Raw genomic sequence first — 1,580 nt, forward strand, 5'->3', positions numbered from 1 at the left:
CAAGCGCCCCGCCGGTGCGGCTCAGGCCGGCTGGCGCGCCTGCAGGCGCTCGAACTTCTGCAGCAGCGTCTCCCGGCTTTCGGGGTGGCGCGGGTCCTTGGGGATGCACGCCACCGGACAGATCACCACGCACTGCGGTTCGTCGAAATGCCCGACGCACTCGGTGCACTTGGCGGGGTCGATCTGGTAGTGCAGCTCGCCCAGCGAGATCGCCTCGTTCGGGCACTGCGGCTCGCACACGTCGCAGTTGATGCACTCCTCGGTGATCATCAAAGCCATCGCGAAACCTCCGGCAACGGAGCGCACGGATGCGCAAACCAGGGAATGGACACTGCCGCCATGGAGTGATTATCCGCCCGGCCGGCCCCGCCGCGCCGCCCCGGCCCGGATGCCATCGCGGCTTTTGCGGCTATGCTGCGGCCCCGCGCCGCCGCGTCCGTGGCGTGGCACCCTTCCTTGCAAGCCATGGCCGTCTTTCTGCTCCAACGCCTGGGAACCCTGCTGGCCACGCTGCTGGCGGCTTCGCTGGTGGTGTTCGGCGTGCTGGAGGTGCTGCCGGGCAATGCCGCCCAGGTGCTGCTCGGCCCGGACGCCGCTCCCGAGGCGGTGGTGGAGCTCACGCGCCAGCTGGGACTGGACCAGCCGGCCTGGCGGCGCTACCTGCAGTGGATCGCCGGGCTGCTGCAAGGCGACATGGGCACCAGCCACGCCTATGGCGCGCCGGTGGCCGGGCTGATCGCCGAGCGCATGGCGCTGACCCTGCCGCTGGCGCTGATGGCGATGGCGCTGACCACGCTGCTGGCGCTGGCCGCGGGGGTGTACGCGGCGGCGCACCACAACCGCCCGGGCGACCTTGCCACCATGGCGCTCGCACAGGTCGGCATCGCCATCCCGAACTTCTGGTTCGCCATTTTGCTGATCCTGCTGTTCTCGGTGAAGCTGCAGTGGTTTGCCGCCGGGGGTTTCCCGGGCTGGAGCGCGGAGCACGGCGGCGGCGTGTTGCCGGCGCTGCGGGCGCTGTTGCTGCCGGCGGTGGCGCTGGCGGTGGTGCAGGGCGCGATCCTGGCGCGCATCACGCGCTCGGCGGTGCTGGACGTGCTGCGCGAGGATTTCGTGCGCACGGCGCGCGCCAAGGGCCTGTCGCGCCGCGCAGCCCTGTGGGGCCATGTGCTGCGCAACGCCATGATCCCGGTGGTCACGGTGATGGGCCTGCAGTTTGCCAATCTGCTGGCCGGCACCATCGTGGTGGAGAACGTGTTCTACCTGCCCGGGCTCGGACGGCTGATCTTCCAGTCGATCGCCAACCGCGACCTGGTCGTGGTGCGCAACTGCGTGATGCTGCTGGCGGCGATGGTGGTGCTGGTCAATTTCGTGGTCGACCTGCTGTATGCACTCATCGACCCGCGCGTGCAGGCCCGGGGCACATGAGGGGGGCGGCATTGCGACGTGCCCTGCGCCACCGCAGCCTGCTGCTCGGGGCGCTGCTGAGCGGGGCGCTGCTGCTGGCGGCATTGCTGTCCTATGTCTGGACGCCGTGGCCGCCCTACGAGATGGACATGGAGGCGGCGCTCGCCCCGCCG

The 1,580-nt window shown here is 70.4% G+C and carries 2 protein-coding genes and 1 pseudogene; 2 read left to right on the forward strand and 1 reads right to left on the reverse strand.

Annotation, left to right across the window (positions count from 1 at the left end; genetic code table 11):
- Positions 1 to 21: 21 nt before the first annotated feature.
- Positions 22 to 279: a YfhL family 4Fe-4S dicluster ferredoxin gene (locus A612_RS14595; protein WP_019375184.1), complete on the reverse strand. Its 258-nt coding sequence runs from the start codon at positions 277 to 279 to the stop codon at positions 22 to 24.
- Between the two features lie 186 nt (positions 280 to 465).
- Between A612_RS14595 and A612_RS14600 the strand changes: the two genes are divergently transcribed.
- Both A612_RS14600 and A612_RS18040 read left to right on the forward strand, forming a co-directional pair.
- Positions 466 to 1,428: an ABC transporter permease gene (locus A612_RS14600; protein ID WP_019375185.1), complete on the forward strand. Its 963-nt coding sequence runs from the start codon at positions 466 to 468 to the stop codon at positions 1,426 to 1,428.
- A pseudogene (locus A612_RS18040) lies at positions 1,425 to 1,580 on the forward strand (ABC transporter permease); the annotation flags it as partial. The gene A612_RS14600 and the pseudogene A612_RS18040, both read left to right, overlap by 4 nt.

This window comes from Melaminivora alkalimesophila, from assembly GCF_000282995.1.
Classification (GTDB): Bacteria; Pseudomonadota; Gammaproteobacteria; order Burkholderiales; family Burkholderiaceae_C; genus Melaminivora; species Melaminivora alkalimesophila.